This window comes from Nocardia sp. NPDC004415 (assembly GCF_053602435.1).
The window spans coordinates 26,307-49,266 of the sequence record NZ_JBSGDP010000034.1; the positions used below are offsets into that span (position 1 = coordinate 26,307).

22 protein-coding genes are annotated in these 22,960 nt (G+C 70.2%); 10 read left to right on the forward strand and 12 right to left on the reverse strand.

What is annotated here, in order from left to right; all coding sequences use genetic code 11:
* The 3 genes from ACWEMY_RS17520 to ACWEMY_RS17530 form a co-directional block, all read right to left on the reverse strand.
* Nucleotides 1–1,209, reverse strand: coding sequence for an LLM class flavin-dependent oxidoreductase (locus ACWEMY_RS17520; protein ID WP_452390862.1), 1,209 nt, complete (start codon nucleotides 1,207–1,209; stop codon nucleotides 1–3).
* Between the two features lie 186 nt (nucleotides 1,210–1,395).
* Nucleotides 1,396–1,986, reverse strand: coding sequence for a DUF4822 domain-containing protein (locus tag ACWEMY_RS17525; protein WP_452390863.1), 591 nt, complete (start codon nucleotides 1,984–1,986; stop codon nucleotides 1,396–1,398).
* Nucleotides 1,987–2,025: 39 nt separating this feature from the next.
* Complete coding sequence (locus ACWEMY_RS17530) at nucleotides 2,026–2,487, reverse strand: VOC family protein (RefSeq protein ID WP_452390864.1); 462 nt, start codon at nucleotides 2,485–2,487, stop codon at nucleotides 2,026–2,028.
* Nucleotides 2,488–2,670: 183 nt separating this feature from the next.
* Between ACWEMY_RS17530 and ACWEMY_RS17535 the strand changes: the two genes are divergently transcribed.
* The 5 genes from ACWEMY_RS17535 to ACWEMY_RS17555 all read left to right on the forward strand — a co-directional run bounded on the left by ACWEMY_RS17535 (nucleotide 2,671) and on the right by ACWEMY_RS17555 (nucleotide 5,437).
* Entirely contained in the window at nucleotides 2,671–3,108 is a 438-nt protein-coding gene (locus ACWEMY_RS17535; RefSeq protein WP_452390865.1) for an anti-sigma factor, read from the forward strand.
* A 98-nt stretch (nucleotides 3,109–3,206) separates the two neighbouring features.
* Nucleotides 3,207–4,061, forward strand: a complete 855-nt coding sequence (locus ACWEMY_RS17540) for an RNA polymerase sigma factor SigF (RefSeq protein ID WP_452390866.1) — start codon at nucleotides 3,207–3,209, stop codon at nucleotides 4,059–4,061.
* A 75-nt stretch (nucleotides 4,062–4,136) separates the two neighbouring features.
* Nucleotides 4,137–4,469: a plasmid stabilization protein gene (locus tag ACWEMY_RS17545; protein ID WP_452390867.1), complete on the forward strand. Its 333-nt coding sequence runs from the start codon at nucleotides 4,137–4,139 to the stop codon at nucleotides 4,467–4,469.
* 14 nt (nucleotides 4,470–4,483) lie between these two features.
* Nucleotides 4,484–4,891 (forward strand): hypothetical protein, encoded by a 408-nt coding sequence (locus ACWEMY_RS17550; RefSeq protein WP_452390868.1) that lies wholly within the window; start codon nucleotides 4,484–4,486, stop codon nucleotides 4,889–4,891.
* An 18-nt stretch (nucleotides 4,892–4,909) separates the two neighbouring features.
* The gene (locus ACWEMY_RS17555; protein WP_452390869.1) at nucleotides 4,910–5,437 is read left to right on the forward strand and encodes a hypothetical protein; all 528 of its coding nucleotides are present in this window, start codon (nucleotides 4,910–4,912) and stop codon (nucleotides 5,435–5,437) included.
* Here the strand turns inward: ACWEMY_RS17555 and ACWEMY_RS17560 are convergent.
* The 6 genes from ACWEMY_RS17560 to ACWEMY_RS17585 are packed head-to-tail and all read right to left on the reverse strand — an operon-like array spanning nucleotide 5,399 to nucleotide 13,382.
* Nucleotides 5,399–7,510 carry an MMPL family transporter gene (locus tag ACWEMY_RS17560; protein ID WP_452390870.1) on the reverse strand — a complete coding sequence of 704 codons (2,112 nt, stop codon included), beginning with the start codon at nucleotides 7,508–7,510 and terminating at the stop codon, nucleotides 5,399–5,401. The two genes, ACWEMY_RS17555 and ACWEMY_RS17560, sit on opposite strands and share 39 nt — an antisense overlap.
* Nucleotides 7,507–8,703, reverse strand: a complete 1,197-nt coding sequence (locus ACWEMY_RS17565; RefSeq protein ID WP_452390871.1) for a peptide synthetase — start codon at nucleotides 8,701–8,703, stop codon at nucleotides 7,507–7,509. The genes ACWEMY_RS17560 and ACWEMY_RS17565 overlap by 4 nt, the downstream gene beginning before the upstream one ends.
* Nucleotides 8,704–8,729: 26 nt before the next feature.
* Nucleotides 8,730–9,773, reverse strand: a complete 1,044-nt coding sequence (locus tag ACWEMY_RS17570; RefSeq protein WP_452390872.1) for an NAD-dependent epimerase/dehydratase family protein — start codon at nucleotides 9,771–9,773, stop codon at nucleotides 8,730–8,732.
* Nucleotides 9,770–11,431: a fatty acid CoA ligase family protein gene (locus ACWEMY_RS17575; RefSeq protein ID WP_452390873.1), complete on the reverse strand. Its 1,662-nt coding sequence runs from the start codon at nucleotides 11,429–11,431 to the stop codon at nucleotides 9,770–9,772. The genes ACWEMY_RS17570 and ACWEMY_RS17575 overlap by 4 nt, the downstream gene beginning before the upstream one ends.
* Complete coding sequence (locus ACWEMY_RS17580; protein ID WP_452390874.1) at nucleotides 11,428–12,324, reverse strand: hypothetical protein; 897 nt, start codon at nucleotides 12,322–12,324, stop codon at nucleotides 11,428–11,430. Before ACWEMY_RS17580 ends, ACWEMY_RS17575 begins: the two co-directional genes overlap by 4 nt.
* Before the next feature lie 8 nt (nucleotides 12,325–12,332).
* Nucleotides 12,333–13,382, reverse strand: coding sequence for a 3-oxoacyl-ACP synthase III family protein (locus ACWEMY_RS17585; RefSeq protein ID WP_375926517.1), 1,050 nt, complete (start codon nucleotides 13,380–13,382; stop codon nucleotides 12,333–12,335).
* A gap of 399 nt (nucleotides 13,383–13,781) precedes the next feature.
* On the opposite strand from ACWEMY_RS17585, the gene ACWEMY_RS17590 reads away from it, so the two are divergent.
* Together ACWEMY_RS17590 and ACWEMY_RS17595 are read left to right on the forward strand one after the other, a co-directional pair.
* On the forward strand, nucleotides 13,782–14,315 hold the full coding sequence (locus ACWEMY_RS17590; RefSeq protein WP_452390875.1) for an AAA family ATPase: 534 nt from the start codon (nucleotides 13,782–13,784) through the stop codon (nucleotides 14,313–14,315).
* A gap of 125 nt (nucleotides 14,316–14,440) precedes the next feature.
* Nucleotides 14,441–14,800: a DUF779 domain-containing protein gene (locus tag ACWEMY_RS17595; protein WP_375926522.1), complete on the forward strand. Its 360-nt coding sequence runs from the start codon at nucleotides 14,441–14,443 to the stop codon at nucleotides 14,798–14,800.
* Here the strand turns inward: ACWEMY_RS17595 and ACWEMY_RS17600 are convergent.
* On the reverse strand, nucleotides 14,797–15,609 hold the full coding sequence (locus ACWEMY_RS17600) for an SAM-dependent methyltransferase (RefSeq protein ID WP_452390876.1): 813 nt from the start codon (nucleotides 15,607–15,609) through the stop codon (nucleotides 14,797–14,799). The two genes, ACWEMY_RS17595 and ACWEMY_RS17600, sit on opposite strands and share 4 nt — an antisense overlap.
* Nucleotides 15,610–15,671: 62 nt before the next feature.
* Here ACWEMY_RS17600 and ACWEMY_RS17605 point away from each other — a divergent pair, with 62 nt between their 5' ends.
* A complete protein-coding gene (locus ACWEMY_RS17605) occupies nucleotides 15,672–16,850 on the forward strand; it encodes a cytochrome P450 (protein WP_452390877.1) in 1,179 nt (392 codons plus the stop codon).
* Between the two features lie 162 nt (nucleotides 16,851–17,012).
* Nucleotides 17,013–18,251: a cytochrome P450 family protein gene (locus ACWEMY_RS17610; RefSeq protein WP_452390878.1), complete on the forward strand. Its 1,239-nt coding sequence runs from the start codon at nucleotides 17,013–17,015 to the stop codon at nucleotides 18,249–18,251.
* Nucleotides 18,252–18,296: 45 nt separating this feature from the next.
* Here the strand turns inward: ACWEMY_RS17610 and ACWEMY_RS17615 are convergent, their stop codons facing one another.
* Complete coding sequence (locus ACWEMY_RS17615) at nucleotides 18,297–19,544, reverse strand: cytochrome P450 (RefSeq protein WP_452390879.1); 1,248 nt, start codon at nucleotides 19,542–19,544, stop codon at nucleotides 18,297–18,299.
* Nucleotides 19,545–19,761: 217 nt separating this feature from the next.
* Nucleotides 19,762–20,670: an aminoglycoside phosphotransferase family protein gene (locus tag ACWEMY_RS17620; RefSeq protein ID WP_452390880.1), complete on the reverse strand. Its 909-nt coding sequence runs from the start codon at nucleotides 20,668–20,670 to the stop codon at nucleotides 19,762–19,764.
* 49 nt (nucleotides 20,671–20,719) lie between these two features.
* Here ACWEMY_RS17620 and ACWEMY_RS17625 point away from each other — a divergent pair, with 49 nt between their 5' ends.
* Nucleotides 20,720–22,888, forward strand: a complete 2,169-nt coding sequence (locus ACWEMY_RS17625; protein WP_452390881.1) for a DUF4132 domain-containing protein — start codon at nucleotides 20,720–20,722, stop codon at nucleotides 22,886–22,888.
* Nucleotides 22,889–22,960: the final 72 nt, after the last annotated feature.

Sequence of the window (22,960 nt, forward strand, 5' to 3'; positions counted from 1 at the left end):
TCACACTGTCGCGTAGCGGTTGGGAACGGTGGCGGGCAGGCCGAGCAGCTCGCGCAGGGAGCCGTCGGGATAGCCGGTGCGGAACAGTCCGCGGCTCTGCAGAACGGGAACCAGGCGATCGGCGATCGCGGGCAGGTCGTCGACCGCGACGCCGGGACGCAGCCGGAACCCGTCGACGCCGTGCGCGCCCCACTCGGCGAGCAGGTCGGCCAGATCCTCGGCGCTGCCCGCGAAAACCGCGGCGTCGGAGCTGAATTCGGCACCGGCGAGCTCGTCGAGCCGATCCAGGCGTTGCCGGCCGGTGCTCTCCTCGGTGTCGAGGAAGACCACCAGGTCGGCGTAGACACGCAGCGGTTCCCCGGTCCGCGCCGCGCTCGCGGTGGCGATCTGCTCCAGAATCGGCGCGGGCCCGTCCGCGCGTGTCGGTGTGACGAACACCAGATCCGCACCGGCGGCGGCGAATTCGTAGACCAGCGGCGCGTGCGCCAGCGCGGTCACGACGGGCTGGCCCTGCGGTGGCCGCGGGGTGATCGACGGGCCGCGCACCGAGAAGTGACTGCCCTCGAAATCGACGTAGTGCAGCTTGTCGCGGTCGATGAACCGCCGGGTGGCCACGTCGCGGATCTCCGCGTCGTCCTCCCAGCTGTCCCACAGCCGCCGCACCACCTCGACCACGTCGGTGGCCTCCCCGAACAGCTCCCGCACCCGCGGCGGGACCGTGCCGGTGGCGAGCACCTCGGCGATCTCGGCGGGACTCGGATCGGTGATCTCGCGCCGGCCGAAGTGCGCGGCCTCCTCCGCGGTGGCCGACACCCTGGCCTGCCAGCCCGCCCGGCCCCGCGAGGTGTAGTCGAGCGTGGCCAGCGCGGTGGCGACGTGGAACGGTTCGGTGTGGGTGGTCGTCACTGTCGGGATCAGGCCGATGTGCTGGGTCACCGGCGCGAGCCGGGCGGCGATCAGGTGGGCGTCCAGACGTGCCCGCACCCGGTCGACGGCGTCGGCGGTGGGCGTGTGCGCGTCACCGGGGACGCGCAGGCTGTCCTCGATGGTGACGAAGTCGAGCAGGCCGCGCTGGGCGGTGGTGACCAGGTCGGTCCAGTAGGCGGCGCTGAACAATTCGGTGGGGCGCGAGTGCGGGGCGCGCCAGGCGGCCGGGTGCCAGCCCGCCCCGTCGAGCGCCACACCCAGATGCAGGGGATTCGGTGCCATCGTGTGCCGTTTCTGTGCTGCGGTGAATGGTCTCCTGTGCAACACCGCGCTGTCATCGGCACACGGCGACAGCGGTTTCGGGGGAGCGGCCGGGCGCGATCACGCCTGGTCGGCGGTGGCGAGGCGACGGTGTCAACCGTTGCGTTCAGCTCGATCGACGGGAAATAGCCTGGCAGCACCGGTTGATCAGTTGGCGGGCTTCTGGTGGGTGGTCGGGGTGTGCACGATGTCGTAGTAGACCGTCGTGTCGTCCGGGTTCGGGTAGACCCGGTAGGTGAATTCCTCGCCGGTCAGGGTCACGATGTCGACCTCGCGACGGGACTGTTCCTCGCCCGCGTCGTTCTTCGCGACGAGCGTGCGGGTCTTGCCGTCGGCGGAGACGATCCAGTCACCCTGCATCTTCGGGGCGTCCTCGAGGGTGTACATGGTGAAGGTGCCGTCGGGCTCGTAATAGGCGTAGCCGACGTAGTTCTCGACGGCGTCGTCGTCGAGGGGCACCTCGGTGCCCGCGGCGTCGGTCGCCGAGGTGGTCTCCCACGCGGTGGCGGACAGGACGGCCGCGGGTGTTCCCGGCTGTACGGATGTGGCGGTCGAGCCCGAGGTCGTCGCCGTCGGGGCGGTGGTGGTCATCGAGTCCGTCGTCGTGGCGGCGACCGAGGTCGACGTCGCGGCGGCGTCGTTGTCGTCGTCACTGCCGCAGGCGCCGACCAGGGCCGCGGCGGTCACGGCGAGAATCACGGGCGCAATCTTCCTGATGAGTTTTCGCTGCTCCGTCATGGCCGTCAGTCTAATGCGGTCGACGAAAGGCTCCCGGTCTCAATCCAGGCAGAATTCGTTACCTTCCGGGTCGGCCATCACCAGGAATCCGGCGCTCATGGGCGGTGCCGGTTCGAATCGGCGGACTCGTGTCGCGCCCAGGGCGACCAGGCGTTCGCATTCGGATTCCAGGGCCGCCATCCGGTCGGCGCCGGTGGCTCCGGGAGCGGCGCGGATATCGAGGTGGACGCGATTCTTCGCGATCTTGTCCTCGGGCACCTGCTGGAAGAAAACGCGCGGTCCCTGCCCGTCGGGGTCCTCGATCGCGGAATTGGAATTGTGTTGATCTTCGGGGATTCCGAGGCGGGTGAGGAATTCGTCCCAGGCGGCCAGGGGATCGGCGCCTTCGGGCAGTTCCACTCCCGGCGGGGCCGGGTGGACGTACCCGAGCGCCGCCGCCCAGAAGCGGGACAGGGCGCGGGGATCGTGGGCGTCGAACGTGATCTGGACGTGACGGCTCATCACCCCACCCTAGGACCCGATCCACGCCCCTGGCACGCCGCACGCCGTAGCATCCGTGCCGTGCGTGGACCGCGACACCGCGTCCGAACCCGCGCGATTGACATCTCTCCCCTGGGGTAAGCGCAGCGGGAGCAGCGACGACGGCCGCCGGGGATGTCCCGGTGACCGGGGAAGGCAGGCAGCGTGAACGACCGGCAACGCGAGCCCGTACCCCGGCAGTCGACGGTCGGATTCCAGGTCCCCGCCGAACTCGACCAGCTGACGATGGCACACGCGGTCGCGGAGACGATCCTGCTGGTGAGTGGTTTCGCTCTGGACGAGGTCACCGACCTGCTGCTGGCACTGGACGAGGTGACCACCGCGCTGGTGCTGGCGGCGGTGCGGGGCGCCAGGATCGATTGCGCGTTCACCGGCGGTGACGGGGTGCTGGGTGCCCGCGTGAGCACGGTGGCCCGCGCACCGCGATCGATCGACGAGGACGCCTTCGGCTGGCATGTGGTGGCGACCCTGACCGACGCCCTGCGCACCGACTACGGAGATTACGACTCGGCCTGCGGCGGTTTTCCCGCTACGGTGGAATTCGGGTGGATCCGGCGTTCGCGAGGTACGGCCGTTTCCTGAGCCGATATCCGCGAAAAGGTTAGCGAACGGCCTGCCGGGTACCCGAAGAAGACACCCAGGAGTTCGATCAACCGTCCGGGAAGCGAGGCACACCGGCGATGACAGGGGAAACGAACACCATCGATCATCCGACCGCGCGACGGTCCCATTCGCGCGGCGACAGTTACGACAATATCGAGCCGTGGTTCGAGAAATTGCGGACGATACCGCGCGAAGACCCCGGTCACGACGAGGTCCGCGCCGAAATCATCGGCCGCTGCCTGCCGCTGGCCGACCATATCGCGCGGAAATTCACCGGTCGCGGCGAACAATTCGACGATCTGGAGCAGACCGCCCGGGTAGGGCTGGTGCTGGCGGTCGACCGCTACGACGTGACCCGCGGCTCCTCGTTCCTGTCCTTCGCGATCCCGACCATCATGGGCGAGGTCCGCAGGCATTTCCGGGACCGGACCTGGGCTGTGCGCGTGCCGCGCAGGCTCAAGGAGCTGCAGCTGCGGATCGGGCCCGCCACCGAAGAACTGTCCCAGCGGCTGGGCCGGGTGCCGACCGCCCAGGAACTGGCCGAGGAACTCGACGTCGACCTGGTGGAGGTCACTCGCACGCTCGTCGCCGCGAACGGCTACCAGACCAACTCCATCGACGACATCACCCATGACGGCCGCGACAACGCCACCCAGCCGATCACCGACACCCTCGGCGCCGACGAGCCCTGCTACCAGCTCACCGAGGACGCGATGGCGGTGCGCCCGCTCATCGCCGGGCTGTCGGCCGAGCAGCGGCAGGTGCTGATCATGCGGTTCTACGAAGCCAAGACCCAGAGCCAGATCGCCGAGGAGCTGGGTGTGTCCCAGATGCAGATCTCGCGGATCCTCTCCCGGACCCTGGGCACACTGCGCGAGCAGGCGCTCGCCGAACCGGCCCCGCACGACCGGCCGGTCGACCTCACCGCCTGATCACCACCGGTTTCCCCCTGGCGATACCGGGTAGCCGCCCTGACGACGGATCGAACCAGATCGGGAGGTGTGGGCATGCCGCAGCAAGCATGGAGCGACAAGCGCGAACGGCAGTACGAACACATCAAGGAATCGCAGCGGGACCGCGGCGTCGGCGAGGATCGCGCCGAGGAGATCGCGGCCAGGACGGTGAACAAGGAACGCGCCAGGTCCGGTGAGGCCGAGACCTCCAGCAAGCTCTCGCGCACCGATATGTCCTCGGGGAAACGCGGCGGTCAGCGCGCCCACCGCAAGGGGCCGCGCGGGCTGACCCGCGACCAGCTCTACGAAGAGGCCAAGCACCGCAATATCGAGGGCCGCTCCAAGATGACCAAGAGCGAGCTCGCCCACGCCCTGGGCCGGGATTGAATCGAGGTGGCGTCATGAGCGTCCACACGAATCGGCGGCCGCGCACGGTGGTCGTCGCGGGACTGGCGGCACTGGCCGGGGCGACGCTGCTCGCCTGCGGCACCAGCACCGACCCGCAGGGCCCGACCGTGTCCACCACGGCCGAGTCGCCGCAGATCGGGCCCGAGGCCGCCGCGCAGCTCTGCGACATGATGCGGGCCGAGATCGGCAACTGGCAGCAGCAGGGCACCACGGTGGCGAAGGTGTCGTTCAACGGCACCGTGCACAACTGGGCGCTGCGCAACGGTGCGGTCAATGCCGCGGTCACCCGTAACCGGGAGGTCATCGACACCGTGACCACCGAGAACTGCCCGGACGTGCGTGATCAGGCGATCGCCGCCTTCGGCACCGACGACCTCGCCTCCGCCCTCGCCGGCTTCTGATCAGTACAGTCGCACCCCATGGGTGACAGGAGCCGGTTCGAGGAGTGGGAAGCGCGACTGTGGGAGCGGCTGGCACAGCTGCTGCCTGCCGCGCAGGACGCGGAGAGCTTCCGCGACAGCCGCGAGATCGGGGAGCAGGAAGCCGGGCTCTGGTTCCTGCTCGAACGCCTCGCCGACCTGGCGGTCCCGGTCGACGAGGCGACATTGGCCGAGATCGAGGTGCTCGCCGAACACTGGGGCGAACGGCTCTCGGTCCATCATCGCGTCGACGCCTGCGCGAAAGACCCCGACCGGGCCGCCACCGTGCGCCTGGTTCCCGACAGCGAGGTGCGCTCCGCCGTCGAGGACGGCACGACAGTGCTGCCGTGGATCGAATGCGCGCGGTGCCCCAGTGTGCTCGCGCGGGCCCACGCCCGGGAGGCTTCGGGCCGCCCGAGCCAGTACGCCGTCCGCTATCTCGTCTCCCGGGCCGACGCCCCCGAACCCGAGGTCTTCGCGCCGACCGAGCTACTGCGCGCGTTCGAGTCGGTCCTCGCCTGCCACTGAGCCTGCCATTGAGCGGCGCCCCGGCAGCCACCAGTTCACCGGACCCATCAGCTGCACCAGGGCCGGGACGAGCAGCATCCGGACCAGGGTCGCGTCCAGGACCAGGGCGATGATCATGCCGATGCCGAGCAGCCGCATCGGGGTGAGCGGCGAGAGCGCGAAGGCACCGGTGACCAGCACCAGCAGCACCGCCGCGGCGGTGATCACCCGGGCGGTCTTGACCGTCCCGACCCGCACCGCGGTGGCGGTGTCGGCGCCCGCGCGGTGCGCCTCGGCCATCCGCGACAACAGGAAGACCTCGTAGTCGGTGGACAGGCCGAAGACCACGGCGATGATCAGCACCAGCATGCCCGCGGGCAGCGGGCCGGGACTGATACCGAGCAGCCCGGCGAAGTGCCCGTCGAGGAAGATCCACGTCAGCACACCGAAACTGGCGCCCAGGCTCAGGAAGGCCATGGCAACGGCCTTGAGCGGCAACATGATCGAGCGGAACGCGGTCGTCAGCAGGATCAGGGTGGCCAGCACCATGACCGCGATCATGACCGGCAGCCGGTCGACCGTGGAATCGACGGTGTCGAGAGTGGCGGCGGTGTCACCGCCGACGCCGAACGTGGTGCCCGGGGGTGGTTCCAGTGCCCGCAGCGCGCGCACGGTGGCGCTGGCGGCATCACTGCGGTCGGCGTCGGTGAGGAAGGCGTGCAGCACGACGAAGTCGTCGTCGCGGCCCACTTGCAAGACCTGGCGGACGCCGGGGACCGACTCCACTGCGGCGAGCGCGCCGGACACGGCCGCCGATTGCGGTGCGACGCCGTCGATTCCGCGCAGCAGCACGGTCGCGCCACTGGCCGCGGCGGGGAACTTCGTGGTGAGTTCTTCGGCGGTGGCCCGCATCTCGCTGTCCGCGGGGAGAGCACGCTGATCGACTTCGCTGAGCCGGTTGCCGGTCAGCGGGACGGCCAGCAGCAGCAGGATCGCGCCGACCGCGATCGTGACCGTGCCAGGGCGGCGCAGGACGGATTCGACCACCCCGGCCCAGAATCGTTCGGTGCGGGCGGTGGACCTGGCCCGCCCGATCCGGGCGCCGAACAACACCAGCAGCGCGGGCAGCACCGTCAGCGACAGGGCGGCCGCCAGCGCGACCGCGGCGACCGCGCCGATCCCGAGCGAACGCAGCACCGCCTGCGGGAAGACGAAGGTGCCCGCGAACGCGCACATGAGCAGCAGGGCGGAGAAACCGACGGTGCGCCCGGCGGTCGCGTAGGTCCGGGTGATCGCGGCGTGGACGTCCTCGCTCTCGGCGTACTCCTCGCGGAACCGGTTGACCAGGAACAGCCCGTAGTCGATGGCCATGCCGAGCCCCAGCAGCGAGGCGATGTTGACGGCGAAGGTGGTCACCTCGGTGAACTCGGTGAGCAGCCGGATCGCCCCCAGCGAACCGGCCACGGCGAGCATGCCGACGACCACCGGCAGCGCACCGGCCAGCACGCCGCCGAACACCAGCACCAGCACCAGCAGGGTCAGCGGCAGCGAGATCGATTCGGCCACGATGAGATCGCGCTGGGAGCGTTCGATGATCTCGGTGTTGAGCGCGCTGTATCCCGACATCCGCACCTCGACCCCGGGCACGCGCAGTGCCTCGGCGATCGACGGATAGGCGGCGATGCGCGCGGTGTCGTCCCCGGCGGTGAACACCACCGCCACCGCCTGGCGCCGGTCCTCGGAGACCAGGAAGTTCTTGCGCGGCGGGATCGAGGTCCAGTAGCTGTCGACCGGCCGGGCCAGCAGCGCCGGATCGATCCGGTCGACCGCCTCGCGGACCCGAGGCCCCAGATCGTCGATGCCGCTGCCTTCGGGCGCGGTGTAGAGGGCGACCACATCGGGGCTCTGCGGCCCGAGATGTTCGGTGACCAGCCGGTCCACGAACGCGGATTCACTGTGCGGATCGGCGAATCCGCCCGCACTGAGCCGCTCGGTGACCGCGGCACCGTAGGCCGCGCACAGCCCGATGAACACCGCGACCACCACCAGCACCGCGCGGGGCCGGGCGATGACCAGCCGGGCGAGCGCGGTCACCGGCGCGCGTCCGGCACGGGCAGCTCGCTCGCCAGCATCGCCACGATCCGGTCGAGCAGTGCCTCGAGCCGCGCCTCGATACCGGCGCCGTTGCGGGCCGACACGGTGAGCTCGGTGTGCCCGTCGAATTCGGTGAGCCCGAACAGCAGCGGCATGGCGACACTGTGCTGGGGCAGCACGAACAGCCCGGTCGGCCGGAAGCCCGGCACGGCCAGTTCCTCGCCGGTGAACCGGCCCATGTGGGAGACGGTGGCCGAGGCCAGATTCCGGCCGGTGCGCGCGCCGAGCCAGTTGGTGGTGTGCAGCACACCGCGGTTCACCGCGTCGGGTACCAGGGTGATCTTGGTATTGGCCAGCTGGTTCAGCTCCCGCTGTTCGCCCAGACCGGTTTTGATCTGTTCCTTGATCGAGGTCCAGTCCTGGCCGGGAGCGATGTCGAGGAACAGCGGCAGGGCCAGGTTCGCCGTCGAGCGCAGCGCCGGGTCGTGGCGGCGCAGATCGACCGGCATCATGATCCGCGAGGTGCCCTTGGTCTCGGCGGCCAGCAGTGCGCAGACCCGCGCCAGCGCGCCCGGCCCGGCGACCTCGACGCGCCGGTGCCGCAGCAGATGCCGGGGCAGCCCGCGCCGCTGCCGGCCCCGCCCGACCGCGCTGCGATAGCGCGGCACCATCGGCGTCGGCTTGCCCGGTGCGCCGATCCGGTCGACCAGCTCCTGATCGGCCACCGGATCACCTTGCGCGACAGGGTCTTCCCCGCGCAGCGCGCGCAGCACATTGCGCACCCACAACACCATGCCCATGCCGTCCATCACGCCGTGGAACACGCGGAACACCAGCGTGGTCGGCGCGCCGGTGAGCAGCAGGACCTCGACGGTCGTCTCCGGTGTCGGGCCGATCGGGCTGGTCAGCACCGGGTCGGATTCCAGCGCCGGATACGTCAGCCGATGTTCGGGCAGCACCCGTACGGCCGGGGCGATGCCGGTGTCGACCCAGTCGCCGCCCTGGCGCATCAACCGCGCGCCCGGTGTCGCCTCGGCCGCCGTGGCGACCGCGCGCCGCAGCAGCTCGGGATCGAGATCGCCCTCACCGGGCACGACGAGCTGCATGAGGAACGGCGGTGCCAGCTCGCGCATGGGGAAGTACATGCGCTCGGTGGTCGAGAGCGGACGGCGGAAGACGGTGCGGGCGTTCATGAATGCCTTCGGAAGGTCGTGCGGGGTCAGCGCAGGGTGCGGGTGAGCGTCTCGATGCCGCCCTGGGTGTCGAGCCAGCGCAGGAACTCCGCCAGCCCGGTGTCGCGGTCGACGACGGGGACGTAGCCGAGGTCGGTGCGCGCGGCGGTGGTGTCGTAGGTGGCGCTGCGCGTCATCAGGGCCACGGCGTAGCGCGACAGCGGGGGCGACCAGCGATCGGTGACGGCGGGAATGCGCCAGATCGCCTCGATGACCGTCACCACCGCGGCCAGCACGCGCGGATTCGGCCGCCGGGTCGGCGCCTGGTAGCCCAGCCGCTCGGCCACCTCCCCGAGGAACCGCCAGACATCGGTCTTCTCGGCATCGGCGACGAAATACGCCTTGCCGCCCGGGGTCTCGGCGGTCGCCGCCAGCACACACGCGCGCACGATGTTGTCCACGTGGCACAGCGAGGCTTCGATCGTGCGCCCGTAGGACAGATCGGGCAGTCTGCCCTGCGCCGTGCGGCCAAGCAGCCGCACGATCGGCCCGGAACGATCGCCCGCACCCCAGATCGCGCGCGGCCGCAGTGCGACGGTGGTGAAGCCGGGCGCGTTCGCGGCCAGCACCGCGCGTTCGGCGGCGGCCTTGGTCTCGGAGTAGAAGTTGAGGTAGCGCCGCGGATACGGCAGCGACTCGTCCACGTCGTGCTGATCGCCGCCGTCGCGGTCCATCAGCGCGCTCGGGCTGGAGACGAACACGAACCGGGTGGCCCCGCCGCGACGGGCGGCGTCGAGGAGCAGTTCGGTCGCGCGGACGTTCTCGGCCCAGAACCGGGCCCGGGTGCCGCGTTCGTCGACGCGGGCGGCGCTGTGCACCACGACATCGCGGCCCGCGGTGGCCCGCACCAGCGAGGCCGCGTCGGTGAGGTCGCCGTGGACGACCTCCACGCGATCCAGCGCGTCGCCGAGATCGTCGAGCACGCTGGTGCGCCGCACCAGGATCGCCACGTCGTGGGTGCCCTCGGCGACCAGCGCGCGCACCAGGCTGCCGCCGAGAAACCCGGAGGCTCCGGTGACCAGGATCTTCATCGGGCCGACTCCAGCTTCTCGGTCGCCCAGCGGGCGAGTTCCTCCCGGCCGATCTTGGCGTTGTGCCGGATGTCGACCGGGAAACGGGGATGCACCAGGAAATCCGCGACGGGCGCGGTCACCGCGAAATCGACCGCGCGCGTGCGCAATCGGGTGAGCACCGCGACCTGATCGGCACCGTCCTCGAGCTCGACACAGAGCACCGGACGCTGCGCGCCGGGCGCGCCGACCCCGACCAGCGCGGTCCGCGCCACCCCGGGCACCACATTGAAGACCTGCTCGACCTGCACGGTGAACATCGGTCCGCGCGCGGTGCGCACCCGCTGACTCTTGCGCCCGCAGAACCAGATCCGGCCCTGCTCGTCGATCCAGCCCAGATCGCCGGTGCGATGCCAGATCCGGTCACCGTCGGCGATCTTGCCCTCGGTATTGGCCCGCGCGGGCCAGTAGTAGCGGGTGCTCACGTTCGGACCCGCTACCACCAGTTCGCCGACTTCCCGTGTCCCGGAGAGCTGTTCGGCGCCCTCCCAGGAGGACACGGGGGAGTCGGTGATCCCGAGCAACCGCACCTCGACACGGTCGGCCGGTCGGCCGATGCAGGTGCCGTCTCCGGTGTGGGCCCGCTCGACCAGGCCGTCGAGCAACTCCCGCGACTCGATGGTCGACATCGGCAGCGCCTCGGTGGACCCGTACCCGGCGTAGATCTCGGCGTCGGCGCGCAGGACCTCGCGCAGCCCCGCCACACACCAGTCCGGCACCGGCGCCCCACCGGAGAACACACTCGCCAGCGACGGCAGCGGGGTCGGCCGCGCGCGCAGATGCGCGAGCAGCGGGATGAGCAGCGCGGGGGAGGCGAACAGCGTGCGCACCTCGAAACGCTCGATCGCGTCGACCACGTGCGCCGGATTGGTCGAGCCGACCTTGCTCGGGATCAGCGGCGGGAGCACACAGCGCGAACCGAGCAGCAGATCCAGCACGCCGACCAGCGGCAGCGTGATCAGCGAGGTCTCCGGCGGGGTGTTGCCGCGCGCGGTGTGCACCTGCTCGACCATCGCCGCGAGATTGCCGTGGGTCAGCTCCACCGCCTTGGCCGGGCCGGTGCTCCCGGTGGTGAACCCGATGATCAGCAGCTCGTCGGCCGACGCCGGTGTGCGAGCGGGCAGTACTCCGGCGGGCCTGCGACCCCAGGACCGCAGGGTCGGCCCGCCCCAGAACCAGCGGCGCCCGACGGTGACCGTGGTCCGCACGTGCCGGAAGCTGCGGGCGAACAGCACCCGCAGGGCATGCGCGGGCGGAATGCCGATGAACGCCTCCGCCTCGACCGCCCGCAGGCAGTGCACCATCCGGCGCACGCCCATCCCCGGATCGATCACCACCGGCACCGCGCCGATCTTGAGCAGCGCGAACAGGATCGCGTAGAGCTCCGGGCTGGGCAGCACCAGCACGATGGTGCGGGTCCCGCTGCCCACACCCGAGGCGAGGAGCTGTTCGGCGACCGCGTCGGACCACTGATCCAGCTCGCGGTAGGTGATCTGCCGGTAGTCCGGCAGCCCGCCCGGGGTGGTGCCGTCCGGGTAGATCACCGCCGCGCGATCGGGCTGGGTGGCGGCGAGCTGCCGGAATCCGTCGATGGTCTCCCAGTAGGTCGCGGTGGTCACACCGTCTCCGCGGGCAGACGGTAGAGCGTGGCCGCGGCCGAGGGGCCCGCCCCCGCGGCGACGAAGAGCACGTGGGTGTACCCGGCCAGCGAGCTCTCGGCGACGGCGCGATCGTAGGCCAGCGGCAGGGTGGCGGTGTGCGGGTCACCGGCGGACAGGTCGGGCACACGCACCGCGTCCTGGTCCAGGCCGAGCGCGTCGGCGAGCAGCTTGGGGAACTGCGGGCTCGGCGTCGAGGCGATCAGGGCCACGCGCGCGGTGTCGGTACCGGCGAGCGCGGTGCGGGCCACCTCGGTGGCCACGGCCAGGACCCGGTCCTCGAAATCGGGTTCGCGCTCGACGGTCATGATGCCGCGGCCGACCGTGCCCATGGTCGCGGTGTCGACATAGGCCCGTTCGGCGGCGGTGCCCGGCGCGGTCGCGGTGTGCACCGGACCGAAGCCCTCGGGCCCGTCGACGTGCTCGAGCAGCAGCGCGGCACCCGCGGTGGCGTAGGGGAATTCGGCGTCGGCGGCCGAGCGGGTCAGCGAGGGGTGCGTGTCGCCCGCGACGATCAGCACGTGCCCGGTGCTGCCGGTGGTCAGGATCGAGCCCGCCACCTGCACGGCGTTGAGCACGCCGACCGCACCGTTCATCAGGTCGAAGGAGAAAGTGCGCACGTCGTTCTTGACGTAGTCCAGGCCGATGCCCGCGGCCTTCTGGATCAGCGCGGAGACGGCGGGTTCGACCGTGTTGGAGTCGCGGAAGATGCCGGTGTTGATCAGCACACCGACCTCGTCGGTGCGAATCCCGGCGCGCCGCACGGCTTCCCGTGCCGCGCTGCCGCTGTGTTCCACCACGCTGTGGGTGTCGGTGACCGTGCTGGTGCCGGTGGTTCGGATACGAACGCCCATGACGAACCTCAGACCTTCAGGGAGGAGATGGTGGTGGACAGGAAGCCGGCGACGACACCGGAGGCGGCCGGAACCATGAGCAGCTTGGAGCCCGCCGCGATGTTCTGGTCGGAGAGCTGATCGTGCAGCACGATGAAATGCGAGGTGGTCGAGGTGTTTCCGTACTTCTCGATCACATTGAGGTCCGGCGGCATCGGCACGCCGAACTCCCGCGCGGCCACCGCGTTCAGGTACGGCACGGCCGCCGCGCCGAACTGGTGGTGGATGATGTAGTCGAATCCCTCGTCGGCGAAGGCCCGGCCCTGGGCGGCGAGGTAGTCGCCCTGCGCGTCCGGCCAGAGCAGGAACCGCGCCTCGTTGTGCATCTTGCGGTTGTCGGTGTAGAGCGCGACGCCCGAGGACTTGTCGCTGGGCATGCCCAGGCACAGGTGCGAATGCTCGGCGGCGGTGAACAATTCGATGTAGTGGATCTTGTCGGCGTCGTCGACGGCCTCGTCGAGGATCACCGCGCAGCCGGAGTCGCCCACCGACAGCGAGGCGAACTGCAGGTCGTACTTCTCGGAGATCTCGTTCACGGCGGTGTCGGCGATCGGGGTGATGGACTCCCCGCTGACCACCATGCCGTTGCGGACCACGCCCGAGCGGATCATCCGGTCCAGCAGGTAGGTGCCGGTGAGCATGCCCGCGCAGGCATTGGAGACGTCGAAGGTGATGGCCGACCCGGCGCCGAGGTGCTTGGCGATGCTGGAAGCGAAGGAGGGCTCCATGTACATCCGGGTGCCCTCGTCGCTGCGGGTGATCGAACAGGAGATGATCACCTCCAGTTCGCCGGGGGCGTACCGGGATCGGGACAGGCAGTCCTGCGCGGCCGCGATCGCCAGCGCGAAGGAATCCTCCTGGTTCTCCGGGGAGGTGTCGCGGACCCGGCGCTCCTTGATCCCGGTGATCTTCTCCAGATCGAACGACGGCGGCACGGACAGACGCGAAATCAATTCCTCGGTCGACACGATATTCGACGGAAGATAGGCGCCGATTGACTCGAAACGCGAATGCGACACGGGAACTCCTGAATACGTCGGAAGGGTGCCTCGGGGGGATTCGGATCGCCGATGCGATCGAACGCTACGGAAGAGTAACCCTGTGATCGGTGACGAAGCGACGCGTCGAATCGATGTGAGGAACCCTGGCGACCACTATGTGTAACTGGGAGTTTCGGAAATTCGGCTATCGGCTGTCCCGGTCTGACGCCCTGGACGATCTGCTGTGACGCGAACCTGGCAATGAATCAGCTACCCGGCGATTCCGCGACTTTGGCATGGCGTGAGTGGCTCGGTATGGTTGGTCTACCGTGAGGGACCTCACGAAAGGCCGGCGAGCGAATAGGTCGGCCGGTCCGGCGTCGTTGTTTCGCACGCCGAAATGCCCGCGTGGAAGTTGTCGTAGGAGGAAAAGCATCGATGCAGCAGGCCATCATCCTCGTCACGGGGATTCAGGCGGCGGGCAAGTCCACCATTGCCCAGTTGCTGGCCGAGCGGCTGCCGCGTTCGGTGCATCTGCGCGGAGACCTGTTCCGGCGCATGGTGATCAACGGACGCGCCGACATGACCCCAGACCCCTCCGGCGAGGCGGTCCGTCAGCTGCGCCTGCGGCACCGGCTGACCGCACTGGCCTGTGACGAGTACTTCCGCGAGGGTTTCACCGTGGTCGCCCAGGACGTCGTGCTCGGCGAGCACCTGAGCGAGCTGGCCGAGGCCGTCCGGCACCGGCCGCTGCTGGTGGTCGTGCTCGCCCCGAGCCCCGCCGTCATCGCGGCCAGGGAAGCCGCCCGGGGCAAGGCCGCCTACGACGAGTGGACCGTCGAGGCGCTCGACGCCGGGCTGCGCGATCACACACCGCGCCTGGGACTCTGGCTCGACACCTCCGAACAGACCCCGGAACAGACCGTCGAGGAGATCCTCACCCGCGCCTGGACCGAGGCCGCGGTCAACTGAGCCGACCCGGCGGAATCGGTGCGGAACTTCGCAACGTTCGATCCGCACCAACCCTGAACCAACCTTGCCCACCCATAGTGTCGGGCAACCCGACCACACGTCGAGAGATCTGCAAGGAGTGCACCATGCTCGACCACGCCGCAGTACAGCACCGTCACCGCGCCGTCGCGGCCACCGAGGACGCCGGCGACGTGCTCCAGCTGATGACCGCCATGCACGGCCCGGTCGTGCTGTACCTGGCGCCCGACACCGACGGGCGCACCCCGATCTGTGTGCGCCGCACCGACTTCCGGCCCGAGCCCGGTGACGCACTCGCCGGGCGCACGGCCTGGCACACCGAATTCTGGATGGCCGACCGCTTCCGGGAGGACATCGACGACATCGACCTCAGCATCGATGTGCGCAGCGCACCCGAGGTCGACCGCCGCTCGGAGTCGCTGGAGACCAGTTGCGGGTTCCGCTTCGCCCTGCTGATCGACGCCTAGGGGATCCTGGCCATCGCGCCGAGCATCGAGACCGCTTCCCGGCGCGGATGCGGACGCCATTCGGTGGGACGCCAGTCGATCACCGAGGTGATGCCGGGCTCGATCAGCTCGAGCCCGTCGAAGAACCGGGCGAACTCGGCGGTCGAGCGGGTCCGGAAGGGTACGCCGCTGCGCAGGTTGGCCGCGTCGGTCTCGGCGCGGTCCTCCGCGGAGAGGTGATCGTTGGTGGCGTGGGTGAGCGTGAGGTAGCTGCCCGGCGCCAGCGCCTCGCGCAGTTCCCGCACCACCGCGTAGGCCTGCTCGTCGTCGGTGAGGAAGTGCAGCACCGCGCACAGCATCAGCGCGACCGGCTGGTCCAGATCCAGGGTGCCGGTGAGCGCGGGGTGGGTCAGGATCGAGGCGGGATCACGCAGGTCGGCGTCGATGTAGGCGGTGGCGCCGCTCGGCGAGCTGTCGAGCAGGTCGCGCGCGTGGTAGAGCACGATCGGATCGTTGTCGACGTAGACGATGCGCGCCGCCGGCGCGATCGCCTGGGCCAGTTCGTGCACATTGCCCTCGGTGGGCAGGCCGGTGCCGATGTCGAGGAACTGACGCACCCCCTCGGCCCGCGCGAGGTGGTCGACGGCGCGGCGCAGGAAGCGGCGGTTCTCCAGCACGGCGAAATGGATCGATGGGAAGGCTTTGGCCACCGCGTCGGCGGACTTGCGGTCGGCCTCGAAATTGGCGGTGCCGCCGAGCCAGTAGTCGTACCGGCGGGCCGGGTGGGGTTTGGTGACATCCACCCGGTCGGCGGCGGATTCGAAGTCCACGGCGCCCTTCCTTTCGCTCGACTACCGTCGTCGGGATCAGCCCGACTCGAGAAGGCACGACCATGCCCCTGCAGTTCAGCCCCTTTGATTTCGACGTCCACGCCGATCCCTACCCGTACTATGCCAGGTTGCGTACCGAGGCCCCCGTCTACCGTAACGAGGCCGACGACTTCTGGGCGTTCTCCCGCCACGCCGATGTCCGCGCCGCCCTGCGCGACTCCGAGCGCTTCTCCAGCGCCAACGGCCTGCGCATGGAGCCCGCGTTCTGGGGCCCGCAGGCCGAGAAGCTGTTCTCCTTCGTGGCGATGGACCCGCCCAAGCACACCCGGATGCGCGAACTGGTCGTCCGCGCGTTCACCCAGCGCCGGGTGCAGGCGCTCGAGCCGCGACTACGCGAGATCGCCCGGCGCACCCTCGCCCCCGCCCTGGCCAAGGGCAGCTTCGACCTGATGGCCGAGTTCGCCGGGCCGTTCCCCACCGAGGTGATCTCCGAACTGGTCGGGGTCCCCGAGACCGATCGGGATCTGGTGCGCAAGCTGGGCATGGAGATCATGTACACCGACGCCGAGTCGACCGATCTGCGCCCGGAGGCCATGCAGGCGATCGGCGCGCTGGTCGGCTACTACACCGAACTGACGATCGCGCGCAGCCAGGAGCGCACCGGCGACCTGCTCTCCGGGCTGCTCGACGCCGCCGACGGCGACGACCGGCTCAGCCCCGAGGAGATCGTCGGTGTGCTCATCCTGCTCGTCGGCGCGGGCATCGAGACGGTGATGCTGACCCTGGGCAATGCCTGGGCGGCCGCCGCGGCGCACCCCGACCAGCGCCGCGCGGCCTTCGCGGGCCGCATCGACGACTGGATCGCCGAGTCCATGCGCTACGACCCGGCCACCCAGTCCCAACTGCGCACCACGACCGTCGCGTTGGACCTGCACGGGGTCGCGATCCCCGCCGGTGCGCGCATCCTCCTGCTGACCGGGTCCGCGCACCGCGACGAGACGGTATTCCCCGATCCCGACACCTTCGATCTCGACCGCGACACGGGCGCCTCGCTGGCCTTCGGCTCGGGCAGACACCACTGCCTCGGCGCGAATCTGGCCCAGCTCGAGCTGCGGGTGGCGCTGGAGGAGATCGTCTCCGCCGTCGCCGATTTCGAGGTCGACACCGAGCGTTCGGTGCGCATCCACTCCTCCAACAACCGGGGTTTCGCGTCCCTGCCCACCACCGTCACGCTGCGCTGAGCGGCACCTGGACAGCCGATTCGGACCGTTCCGCTCGAGGCGCTGCAGGGCCACGGGCGGAGCGGTAGCATCCCTTAACGGACCGGAAGGTCTAGTCCAGCAACATGTTTCGCTGCGGCCGCTGCGCACGGGTCCACGGAACACCGGTGATCGAGAGGCTTCATGGTGGAATCGGTGACGAATCGGTGGGTAATCGATCCGACGGGAAACGACATCCAAGGCGAGAACGTACTGCTGCGCGAGCGCGGGCGCGCCACCCTCATCGAGCTGCCGGGCGGGGTCCAGGCGTGGTCGGTCACCGACGCGGCCCTGCTGGAGAAGCTGCTCATCGACCCGCGGGTGTCCAAGGACGCCGCGCAGCACTGGCCGCCGTTCGTCGCGGGCGAGATCCCCGCCGACTGGCCGCTGTACCTGTGGGTGGCGGTGCCCAACATGTTCACCGCCTACGGCCCCGACCATCGCCGATTGCGCCGGCTGGTGGCGCCCGCGTTCACCGCGCGGCGGACCGAGGCCATGCGCGCGCAGGTGGAGCGGATCACCGCGGAGCTGCTCGATGCCCTCGACGAGGTGCCCGCGGGCGAAACCGTGGATCTGCGTGAGCATTTCGCGTACCCGCTGCCCATCCAGGTGATCTCCGAGCTGATGGGCGTGCCGGAATCGCTCGGGCCCGGGCTGCGCACGTGCGTCGACGGCATCTTCGACACCACCCTCAGCCCGGAGGAGTCGCAGGCCAACTACATGGAGATGTACCGGATCCTCGGCGAACTGGTGGCCCTGCGCCGCGAGCAGCCCGGTGACGACATGACCAGCCTGCTCATCGCCCAGCGCGACGACGAGGGCGACGACGCCCAGCTCACCGAGGAGGAGCTGATCGCCACGCTGCTGCTGGTGATCTCGGCCGGTCACGAGACCACCGTCAACCTCCTCGACCAGGCCATCACCGTGCTGCTCACCCGGCCCGAGGTGCTCGACGACCTGCGCGAGGGCACGGTCACCTGGCCGGAGGTGGTCGAGGAGACGCTGCGATTCGAGTCGCCGGTGGCGCACCTGCCGCTGCGGTACGCGGTGTCCGACATCGAGATCGACGGCGTGCGCATCGCCGCGGGCGAGGCGATCCTGGCCGGCTACGCCGCCGCGGGCCGCGACCCGCAGCGGCACGGCCCCACCGCCGACGAGTTCGATCCGCGCCGGGAGAACCAGTCCCACATGGCCTTCGGCCACGGCGCCCACCACTGCCTCGGCGCGCCGCTGGCCCGGCTCGAGGCGCTGGTCTCGCTGCCCGCGCTGTTCGATCGGTTCCCGAAGATGAGCCTGGCGGTGCCGGTCGAGGAGCTCGGCACGGTGCCCAGCTTCATCTCCAACGGGCACCGGCAGCTGCCGGTGATCATCGACGGCGCGTAATCACGCCGAGCGGTCCGGCCGGGTGGGGGCCCGGCCGGACCGTGCTCAGGGCAGGGGCAGCGGGGCGGTCTTCGGGAAGACCACCGGCAGGCCCGCCAGCGCGCGGTGGAACGGCCCCGGCCGCCACACCAATTCCTCGGGCGGAACGGCCAATTCGAGCTCGGGCAGGGCGTCGAGCAGCTGATCGATGGCCTCCTGGGCGATCAGGTAGGCCGGCGACTTGGCCGGGCAGCTGTGCGGGCCCGTGCTCCACGCCAGGTGCGCGCGATTGTCCAGGAACTCCCCGGTGCCGATCGCCGGATCGTTGTTGCAGGCGGCCATGCTGATCACCACCGGCTGGTGCGCGGGCAGCCACACATTGTCGACCAGGATCGGCTGGCGCGGGTAGGTCGTGCAGAAGTTGGCCATCGGCGGGTCGGTGTAGAGCACCTCGTCGAGGGCGTCGCGGGTCGACAGGCTGCCGCCGAGCAGGCTGCCCGCGAAACGCGGATCGGTGAGCATCACCCGGACCGTGTTGAGGATCAGGTTCAGCATGGGTTCGATCCCCGCGCCGTAGATGGTGAGCAGCTGGTTCATCAGCTCCTCGTCGTCGAGCTGGGCCGGATGCTGGACCAGCCGGGTGGCGATGTCGTCACCGGGCTCGGCCTGCTTCTGCCGGACCAGGTCGTAGAGGGAGTCCTCGAGCATCTGCGCGCCCTGCACCGCGGTGTCGCCGCCCTCGAACATCTGCGCCATGCCGGTGGCGATCCGCGCGCCGAGTTCCTTGCCGACCCCGAGCATCGCGTTGATGGTGGCGAAGATGACCGGATAGGCGTACTGGCTCAGCAGGTCGGCGCTGCCGTCGGCGCAGAAGGAGTTGATCACCGGGATGGCGATCTGCTCGACGGTGCTGTGCAGCCGGTAGAGGTCCACCCCGGCGATCCCGGCGACGGTGGCCTGCCGGTAGCGGGTGTGCTCGAGGCCCGAGGTGCGAATCGCGTTGGGGCGGTAGCACATCATCGGCAGGATCGGGCAGTCCGCCGGGACGGTGCGCTGCCACATCCGGGCGTCGGCGGGGAAGTGGTCGGGATCGTTGAGGATCTGCACCGCCGTGCGGTAGCCGATCACCAGGGTGGCCGGGACGCCGGGCACCAGGTCGACCGGGGCGAGCGAGCCGAAGCGCCTGCGCATCTCGCGATAGGTGGCCTGCGGATCGGCGGCGAACTCCGGCGAGTACAGCGGCACCCGGTCCATGTCGCTGAGCGAGTTCGGCACCGGCGGCGTCTGCGCGGGGGCAGCCGAGGTCTGGGGCATCACAGCACGTACTCCTGTCGGAGACAACGATGGTCATCGCGCGTCGTCGCGCAGCCGTGGCACCGGGTGCCACAGGGGTGAAGACGGTGGAGCCACCGATCCGAGCAGAGTGAACCTTGTGTCCTGCAACATGTTCCATTGCATGACTCACCGAACCGGCATCGCCGGAAACGGTATCAGGAATGTCACGGCGAGTGAAAAGTAGTGGCGCCGTGCGCTATTGGGTGCCGGTCAGCGCCGTCGCGAGCCAGTCGGTGGCCTGGATCAGCCAGTCGGGATCGCCGTGCTCACGGCCCCACAGGGCCTCCTTCACCGCCCCCGCCTGGATCCAGCGGCGGACCCGGATCAGGTCGAGTTCGGCGGCGTCGCTGTAGATCTCGATGTAGCGCAGAAGCTGTGGCTTCGGGTCCGGCGCGAAGAACAGGGGTGCGAAGCGGGGGCTGCGGATGACATTGAGCCCGTCGTAGGCGGGGTCGCCGACGAAGCACTTCGGGTCGATGGCCAGCCAGGGTGCCCGCTGCCCGGCGAGGACATTGGCGTCGTGCAGGTCGCCGTGGATCAGCAGGTCGGGCTGGTCGCCGCCCAGTTCGCGCAGGGTGGCCAGGGCGGCGTCGAGTACGCGGTGGGGGATCGGGTGGCCGAACGCGGCCGCGGTGCGGGCCATGTCGTCGGCCCACTCGTCCATCCGGTCCCGCAGTTTCGGCAGGCCGGCCGGCGCTTCGACGGCGAGGGTGCGGGTGAGCGTGCCCTGGATGACCAGGGCCGCGTCGTTGTCGGTGACGGTGGCGAGGGTGTCGTCGGCGCGTTCGAGCAGCATGGCGAAGTGCTCGTCGGCGCGCTCGTAGAGGTGGACGGCGCCGGTGCCCTGCCACGCCGCGTACGCGTCGGGCTCGTGCACATTGCCCGGATGCGGGAACGACACCTTGATCACCGCGGGCGGCAGGTCACGGTGGCGGACCGGGACGACCAGGCCGACCTCGCCGTAGCGGATCGCGCCGTCGGGCACACAGGACCAGCGGTCGGTCAGCTCGGCCACGATCCGCGGCAGCGCGGCGATCCACCGCCGGCCCGATTCGCTTGCGCTGTACTGCTTCTTACCGGCGAACTCCTCGGGCACAGTGATCACGAATCCACCGTAGCCGCGGATGTCGGTGGCCGCTTGTAGCGTGGCGGGCGTGGTCGAGAACGAGCCGGCGCCGTGGCCGATCCCCGCGGAATACGTGAGTGTGGTCGAGGACGAGCGGCGTGCGCTGGGGGAATCGGTCGAGCGGGCGCGGCAGTGCGCGGGCGACCCGGCCCGGCTCAGGGTGATCGCCGATCAAGTCCGGGTGCGGTTGGAGGAGGGGGACGACCGGGCCTTCGGGCATCTGGAGCACCATGTCGGCGACCTGACGGCCGCGCTCGACGAGGTGTACGACGCTGCCTTTCCCGTCGACGACTCGGCGGACATCGCGGGCCTGCTGGCCGCGCCCTGGGCCTCGGCGCGGATCAGGACACTGGTCGCGCGCTACCTCGGCGTCGATGTGCGCCACAGATTGCTGCTGGACGAGGTGGCGGGGCGAGCGGTCGCCGCCGGGGACATCACGTTGCTGCGCCTGCTCGTGTTCAAGCCGCTCGGGTGGCTGGACCGAGGCACGGTCGCCGCGATCCTCGACGCGCTGTACCGGGCCGATGCGCTCGATGCCGCCGTGGTCGAACGGGCCTTCGCCGACGACCGCTATCTCGGCTACGCGATCGTCGGGCGCGACGGCAGCGGGGAGACCATCGGCGCGCCGCTGGCCTGCGCGGATGCCGTGCGCGCGCTGGTCGACGAACACACCTGGCAGCGGGTGTCGGGGCCGGAGACGGTGATGTGGGACAGCGTACCCACCGGATTCCCCTCGCGCGGACTGCGTTTCGTTCGGCTGGCGCTGCGGTACAGCGGCGATTCGAAGGGCGCCGACCACTTCGGCGCCGCCGAGCTGACCGACGACGAACGGGCGGAACTGCTCGAGGAGTTGCGGGCGCGGCCGGTCGCCGATCAGCGGCGGGTCTTCGAGTGGCGCAAGGCCGCGGGCGACGCGCATGTCCTGCTGCCGCTGTTCGGGCTCGGGCACGGTGCGGACCTGCTGCGGATGATCCAGGCACTGCCCACCGACGAGGTCGTTCGGCAGGACCGCGCCGCGCTGCTGCGCGCGATCGAGCGGACCGGGGTCGACGACGCGCGTCGCGTCCTGGCGCTGGAACCGAACGAACTCGTCTCCGCCGTCCTCGGTGACAACCGCGCCAAAGTCGTCAAGCGCGTGAAAAGCAATGCGCTGCACGGCATCGCGGCCTTTGGCATGCTGCCCCTCGACGCGGGGGAGACCGTCCTCGACCGGTACCTGGCCCTGCGTGAGTGCGCCAGGCGAGGTCCGAGACTCGGCCCGAACCGCCGCATCAGCCACGCCGCCGCTGTCGCGGTGGCGCTCGACCATCTCGCGCAGGTGGCCGGGGTCGACGGTGCGGACCGGCTGGAATGGGACTGTGAGGCCCGGATCGCGACCGCGACACCCACTGCGGCGACCATCGGCGACTACCGCGTCACCCTGCGGGTCACCGGTGTCGACGCCGACCTCGTCGTCGACCGCGCCGGGAAGACCCTGAAATCGGTGCCGTCGGCCGTCCGAGCCGACCCCGCGTACAAGGACCTGCGCGAACACCAGGAACGCCTGCGTGAGCAGGCCCGCCGCATGCGCTCGGGTCTGGTGGAACGGCTGGTCGCCACCACGGGCACCCTCACCCCGGCCGAACTCACCCGGTTGCTGTCGCTGCCCGCCGGGTCGGCCCTGCTGCCCGCCCTGCTCTGGCGCGACGGCACCGGCGCGATCGGGCAGCTCGACGACATCGACCGCGCCGGTCCGGTCACTGCCGTCCACCCCCTCGAACTCGACCGGGAGGGCCTGCTGGCGCAGTGGCGCGACGAGCTCGCGCGGCGCGGGGTGGCGCAACCGGTCGAGCAGGTCAAGCGCGCGTTCTTCGCCGCGACACCGGACGAACTGGCGGGCGACACCTCCACCCGATATGTCGGACAGACCGTCCAGGGTCAGGTGGCGGTGCCGATGCTGTCGGCCCGCGGCTGGTCGACCCACGGCGAATACAACGAGTACCAGGCCACGAAGCCGGTGGGTGACGGTCTGATCGCCGCGCTGCGCTGCGGCTTCTCGGGCTATTTCGCAGAGTCCGAGGTCGAGATCGGCGACCTGCGCTTCCTGCGCGACGGCGCGACCGTGCCGCTGACACGGGTGCCCGCGGTCGCGTACTCCGAAACCCTCCGCGATCTCGACCGGATTGTCGCCTCCCGCACCGGAAGCACTGTCGGGTAGGCGAATTCGTCCTCCGACCACGGCCCGGCGACGCGATGCGCCGGGCCGTTCGTCGTGTCGAGTATCCGGGAC